This window comes from Trueperaceae bacterium (genome assembly GCA_031581195.1).
Lineage (GTDB): Bacteria > Deinococcota > Deinococci > Deinococcales > Trueperaceae > SLSQ01.
Window position 1 is genome coordinate 1 of the sequence record JAVLCF010000129.1, and the last position, 6,102, is coordinate 6,102.

The 6,102-nt window shown below is 72.4% G+C and carries 5 protein-coding genes; 2 read left to right on the plus strand and 3 right to left on the minus strand.

The window, feature by feature from the left end; translation table 11 throughout:
• The 3 genes from RI554_10070 to fusA all read right to left on the minus strand — a co-directional run.
• A partial coding sequence (locus RI554_10070; GenBank protein MDR9392361.1) for a hypothetical protein occupies nucleotides 1-536 on the minus strand: 536 nt, incomplete at its 3' end.
• Nucleotides 537-880: 344 nt separating this feature from the next.
• Nucleotides 881-2,689 (minus strand): ABC transporter ATP-binding protein, encoded by a 1,809-nt coding sequence (locus RI554_10075; GenBank protein MDR9392362.1) that lies wholly within the window; start codon nucleotides 2,687-2,689, stop codon nucleotides 881-883.
• Nucleotides 2,690-2,729: 40 nt separating this feature from the next.
• The gene (fusA, locus tag RI554_10080; protein ID MDR9392363.1) at nucleotides 2,730-4,793 is read right to left on the minus strand and encodes an elongation factor G; all 2,064 of its coding nucleotides are present in this window, start codon (nucleotides 4,791-4,793) and stop codon (nucleotides 2,730-2,732) included.
• Between the two features lie 213 nt (nucleotides 4,794-5,006).
• Between fusA and RI554_10085 the strand changes: the two genes are divergently transcribed.
• Nucleotides 5,007-5,489, plus strand: coding sequence for a metallopeptidase family protein (locus RI554_10085; GenBank protein ID MDR9392364.1), 483 nt, complete (start codon nucleotides 5,007-5,009; stop codon nucleotides 5,487-5,489).
• Nucleotides 5,486-6,102, plus strand: a 617-nt coding sequence (locus tag RI554_10090; protein MDR9392365.1) for a CYTH domain-containing protein, incomplete at its 3' end; no start/stop codon positions are given. The genes RI554_10085 and RI554_10090, both read left to right, overlap by 4 nt.

A 6,102-nucleotide genomic window follows, 5' to 3' on the forward strand; every position in this document is an offset into this window, starting at 1 on the left:
CGTGCCGTGACCGAACGCATGACGAGCGACGATTCCGAGGAATGGAAGGGTGCACTCCCCACGACGCCGCCCACGTCGTCGTCCCCGTACACGTCGACCGTCACGTCGACACCGGAAAGGGTGACGGCGGCGGACCGGACGCGCCCCACGAGACCCCCCACCGCGTCGGTCCCCGAGAGGGGGGACGCGTCGACGGTGACGTCCAGGATCGAAACCGTACTCGATGGCGCCACGACGCCCGCAAGCGTGCCGAGGGCCACCTGGCGCGTGTCGTCGTCGTAGATGGCCACCTCCGTGAGGGACACGTTCTTGATGGTCGCGCCGTTGCCGAGAACGCCGAAGAATCCCGCCCCCGGCTCGCCTACTTTCCCGTCGATGGCGAAGTTGGAAAGGGTGAAGCCGTTCCCGTCGAACGTTCCCGTGAACGGCGCTTGACGGGTTCCAATCGGCGTCCAGGGACTCCCGGAAAGGTCGACGTCGGCGCCAAGGCCGATGGATGCATCCAGGCAACGAGGATTTGTCATATACCGCAACATGTTTCCGTCGTCGATCGTCAGTCCATCGCACGCATGCGCCCACCCCGCTACCATCACGCACGCGACGACGCCCCTTCGCACACCGCGAAGGGCACGGAACGCACGCGCGGCCTTTCGCCGCCATGCCGGTTCACGCTCACACCCCACGGCTGGGTGCAGGCAATCGGTGGTTCGGCGTGGGGATGTGCACGGCTGTCGGCGTGCAATACGGTGCATGAAGACCTCCCGCGGCAACGACCGATGGACCGCGCTGCTCATTGATCCTCTTCAATCAAGGAGCGTGGTCTGCACCATACAGGTTCGTGACGATGCCGCGAACGCGGCCCTCGATGCCGTGCGGCGGGTCAGCGCACCCCGCCCTCCGCCATGCGGCGGAAGACGTCGCTTTCGGCGTAGACGGCGTCGTACGGCCCGCGCGCCACGATCCGGCCGCCGTCGAGGACGAAGATCGTGTCGGCGTCCTGGATGGTCGCGAGGCGGTGGGCGATCGACAGGATCGTCTTGTGGCCGGTCAACGCCCGGATCGCGTCGAACACCGCCCGCTCCGTCGCGCCGTCCAGGGCGCTGGTGGCCTCGTCGAAGACGAGGACGTCGGGGTCGTGGTAGAGCGCGCGGGCGATGCCGATGCGTTGGCGTTGCCCGCCCGAGAGGCGGACGCCGCGCTCCCCGACGACGGTGGCGTAGCCGTCCCGCAGCTCGGTCTCCACGAAGCGGTCCAGCTGCGCCATGCTCGCGGCGCGGCGCACGGCGTCCATGTCGATGCGGTCGTCGGGCAGCCCGAGCGCGACGTTGCGGGCGACGGTGTCGTCGGTCAGGTAGATCGATTGCGGGACGTACCCGACGTTCGCCTGCCAGCGTGCGACGGTCGCCGCGTCGAGCGGCACGCCGTCGACCGTGATCGTGCCGGCGGTCGGCGCGAGGAGGCCCAGCAGCACGTCGACGAGGGTGGTCTTGCCGGCGCCGGTGGTGCCGACGAAGGCGACGTGCGCGCGCACGGGGATCGTCAGGTCGACGTCCGCCAGGACCTCCGTGCCGTCGGCGTAGGCGAACGCCAGGTCGCGCACCTCGAGGCGGTCCGTGAACGGCAGCGGCGCGACGGCGGAGCGGTCCTCGAACGCGTCGGGGTCGGCCTCCGTCGCGTCGACGCGCTGCACCATGGCGTGCACCTCGTCGAGCGCCCCGAGGCTGTAGCGGATCTGCGTCGAGGCCTGGAACACCGCCTGCAGCGCCGGCAGCAGCCGGTAGCCGGCGAAGGCGTACAGCCCCAGGACCGGCACGACCTCGGCGACCTCCGCGCCGGTCGCGAGCAACAGCAGCGTGATGAACACGACGCTCCCGAACGCGATCGCTTCGAGCACGTACCGCGGCAGCCCCCCGAGCGCCTGCGCGTTCGCCTCGTAGACCGCGAAGCGGCGCGACGGTTCCGTGAAGCGCTCGACCATCTCCGCTTCGCGCCCCAACAGCCGCAGGTCCTTGATGCCGCCCATCGCCTCCTGCGCGGCGCGGTAGCGCGCCTGGTTGGCCTGCACCCGGTCCTCGCCGATGCGCTTCACGTAGCGGCGCACGAGCAGGTAGATGACGCCGTACGCGCCGCCCAGCACGACGCTCGTGAGGAGCGCCAGGAGCGGGTTGGCGACCAACAACAACCCCAGGATCGCGAGGACGGTGAAGCCCTTGGCGACCAGCTGCAGGCCCGGCCGCACCACCCCGCGGATGATCTGCTGGACCTCCTGCAGGACGTTGTTCGCCAACGCCGACGTGTTGCGCGCGAGGAAGAAGGCGTAGTCCTGCTGCAGGTAGCGAATCAACAGGCGCCGCGCGATCGTGTGGTTGCGGATCGCCCCGAAGCGGAACAGGATCCAGTTCCCGAACGCCAGGAACCCGTTCGCGGCGAGCAGCACCACGATGACCGCCGCGCCGGTCGCGACCATGAACCAGCGCCACGTCTCGAACCCGAACGCGTCGTACGCGAAGCGCAGCACCGCGTTGCGTTGCGCCGCGTCGCGGTCGGTGGTGAGCTCCAGGAACGGCACGACCGAGGCGATGCCGATCACCTCGGCGAACGCCATCAGGATCACGAGCGGCAGCAGCAGCCACACCTGGCGCCGCTCGCGCGGGGTTAGCAGGTCGAGGAACTTGCGCAGGACCTTCACGGGCCCGACGCTACCCCAGCGACCCCCTCCGACCGACGCCTCAGCCGCCGTCCTCCGCGTCGGCGCGGGCGGCGTCGAGGATGCGCTCCACGAGGTGCGGCGGCACCGGGGCGTAGTGGTCCTGGCGGCGCGAGAAGGCGCCCCGCCCGCCGGTGAGGCTGCGGAGCTCCGGGCTGTACGTCGCGAGTTCCGCCTCGGGCACGTGCGCGCTGACCGTCGAGACCGCCCCCTCGTTGTCCATGCCGAGGATCCGCCCGCGGCGGGCGTTGAGGTCCCCGATCACGTCGCCGGTGTAGCGGTCGGGGACGCGGACCTTCACGAGGGCGACCGGCTCCATCAGGACGGGGTCGGCCTGCTGGGCCGCTTCGCGGAACGCCTGCGCCGCCGCGGCGACGAAGGCGACGTCCTTGCTGTCGACCGGGTGGTCCTTGCCGTCGACCACGGTGACGTGCACGTCGTCGGTGACGAACCCCCCGAGCACGCCGCGATCCATCGCCTGGCGGACGCCCTTCTCGCAACTCGATTGGAATTGGCTGGGGATCGCGCCGCCCACGACCGCCCAGTCGAACACCAGGCCGGCGCCGGCCTCCGCCGGCTCGACGCGCAGCGCGACCTCGGCGAACTGGCCCGCCCCGCCGGTCTGTTTCTTGTGGCGGTGGCGCGCCTCGCCCGTCCCGCGGATCGTCTCGCGGTAGGCGACCTTCGGGGGGTGGGTGTGGACCGTGACGCCGTAGCGGTCCTTCAGGGCGTTCTTGGCGACCTCCAGGTGGACGTGCCCCATGCCCCACAGGACGGTCTCCTGGGTGTCGGGGTCGCGCTCGAGGTGCAGGGTCGGGTCGGCCTCGAGCAGCTTGCGGAGCGCCTCGCCGAGCTTGTCGTCGTCGGCGCGGGTCGCGGGCTCCAGCGCGACCGCCATGACCGGCGGCGGGAAGCGGATGGGGGCCAACTGGACGGGGCGCTCGGGCGCCGCCAACGTGTCGCCCGTGTGGAGCGCGTCGACCTTCGTGACCGCCCCGATGGCGCCCGCCTCGAGGGCGGCGACCTCGTTCAGGTCGCCGCCGTCGGGGACGTACAGGTGCGCGAGCTTGACCGACGCCGGCGCCCCGTCCTCGTGGGCGGTGTTCAGGACGGCGTCCCCGGCGCGCACCGAGCCCGCCAGGACCCGCAGGTAGGAGATCTTGCCGAGGTACGGGTCGACCGCGGTCTTCACGACGCGCGCGAGGAACGGCGCGTCGGGCCCCAGGGTCGGGGCGTCGCCGTCGACGACCGGGAGGGGGGCGTGCTCGGCGGGGGTGCGGACGCCCTCGACCATGAAGTCGAGCAGCAGGTCGATCCCCATCGCCGTCTCCGCCGACGCGCACAGGACCGGCGTCAGGGCGCCGCCGCGGACGGCGGCGAAGAACGCCTCGCGCAGGTCGGCGGCGGCGATGTCGACGTCCTCGAGGTACCGCGCCATGAGCTCGTCGTCGGTCTCGACGATCGCTTCGACGAGGCGGTCGTGGTACTCCTGCGCGACGCCGGCGACCTCCTCGGGCAGGGCGCCCTCGGTGGGGGTGCCGTCCGGCCAGGTCCAGGCGGTCATCGTGAGCAGGTCCACCACCCCGCGGAAGGCGTCGGCCTTGCCGATCGGCACCTGGATCGCGGCGAACGTCCCGGGGAGGGTCGCTTCGATCTGCGCCATCGTGCGGAAGAAGTCGGCGTTCTCGCGGTCCATCTTGTTGATCACCACGAAGCTGGAGAGCTCCCGCTCGAAGGTGCTGGTCCAGACGCGCTCGGTACCGACCGCGACGCCCGAGACGGCGCTCACCACGATGGCTGCGGCGTCCGCCGCGGCCTGCGCCCCGCGGATCTCGCCGACGAAGTCGGCGTAGCCGGGGGCGTCGAGGATCGTGAAGGGGTGCCCCTTCCACGTCACCGGGTGGAGGCTGGTCGTGACGCTGATCTTGCGGCGCGTCTCCTCCGGCGTCCGGTCGGAGGCGGTGGTGCCGTCCTCGACGGCGCCCATGGCGCTCAGGACGCCGGTGCGGTAGAGCAGCGCTTCGGTGAGGCTGGTCTTGCCCGCCCCACTGTGCGAGAGGAGGGCGACGTTGCGGAGTTCCGACATGACGGAGTCCCTTTCTTCCATGGCGCGCGCGACCGGCGGGGGGAGCCCGGCCGGCGCAGCGGACGACGCGAACGTGAGCCAAAGGATAGCAGGGCGCCCGTCCCCGCCCCGGGACGGGCGTCCTCGCGCCGCGTGCGGGGGGGCGGCCGACCGGTCGACGGGGCGGTCGGCGGGACGGCGCGCGCGCCGGGGGCCGGGCGGTAGCATTCGGGCGTGACGTACCGACAGTTCCGCGCGAGCGTCGCGCGCATGACCGCCGAGATCCCCGACGCGTTCCTTCGGGACCTGCAGGGGGTGCACGCCCTCGAGGAGGAGCGGCTCGAGGAGGGCTACGACGACGTCTGGCGCATGGGGGAGTACCTCGATCCCGGGCCCGACGACTTCCTGGGGGGCGACGCGGGGCTCGGACGCCACGTGGCGCTCTACTGGGGGAGCTTCCGCGCGATCGCGGACGCCGACCCGGAGTTCGATTGGGAGGCGGAGATCTGGGAGACGTTGACCCACGAACTCCAGCACCACGTCGAGTCGTTGGCGGGCGACGGGCGCCTGATCGAGCAGGACCTGCTCGACGCGCAGGCGTTCGCGGAGCGCGGCGCGCCCGACGGCGACGCCGAGGACGCCGAGGAGGCCGAGGACGCGGGACGCCCGGCGGGCCGGCCGTGGTGGCGGCGGTGGTGGGGCGGGCCGGGGGCGTGAAGACCGAGCGCGAACGCAAGTACCTGCGTCCCGCGGGCGACCCGCCCGACCGCGCCGCGCTCACGGAAGCGTGGGCGCCGTGGGGCCTCGAGGTGGGGGACGCGGTGCACCTCGAGCATCGCGACCGGTACTACGACGACCCGCGGCTGTCGCTGCAGCGCGCCGGCTTCGCGCTGCGTCGGCGGACCGGGGAGGGGCGGGTCGTCGCGACCCTGAAGACGCTGGGGACGGTCCAGGGCGCAGAGCACGTCCGCGGGGAGCTCGAGGTGGTCCTGGACGCGGACGCGCCGCAGGGCTGGCCGACCGGGATCGCCGACGCCGTGGGCACCGTCACCGATCCCGGGGCGTTGCACGTCGTGATGGCGTTGGACGTCGTGCGCACCGACCGGCCGGTCCTGCGCGGCGGCGTGCGGGTGGCGACGCTGTCGTTCGACACGGTGGCGGCCCGCAAGCCGGGGCAGGACCGGCGGGTGGCGTGGAGCGAGGTCGAGCTCGAGTGGGTGGAGGACGTCGCCGACGACGCCTCCGAAGCGCTGGCCGGTGGGGCGGGGGCGCTGGCGGCGGCGTTCGGGTGGACGGCGTCGGACCGGACGAAGCTCGAGCGGGCGCACGC

Bases quoted from the DNA above. Each gene is read 5' to 3' on its own strand.
- fusA (MDR9392363.1), bottom strand. From the start codon at position 4,793: ATGTCGGAACTCCGCAACGTCGCCCTCCTCTCGCACAGTGGGGCGGGC.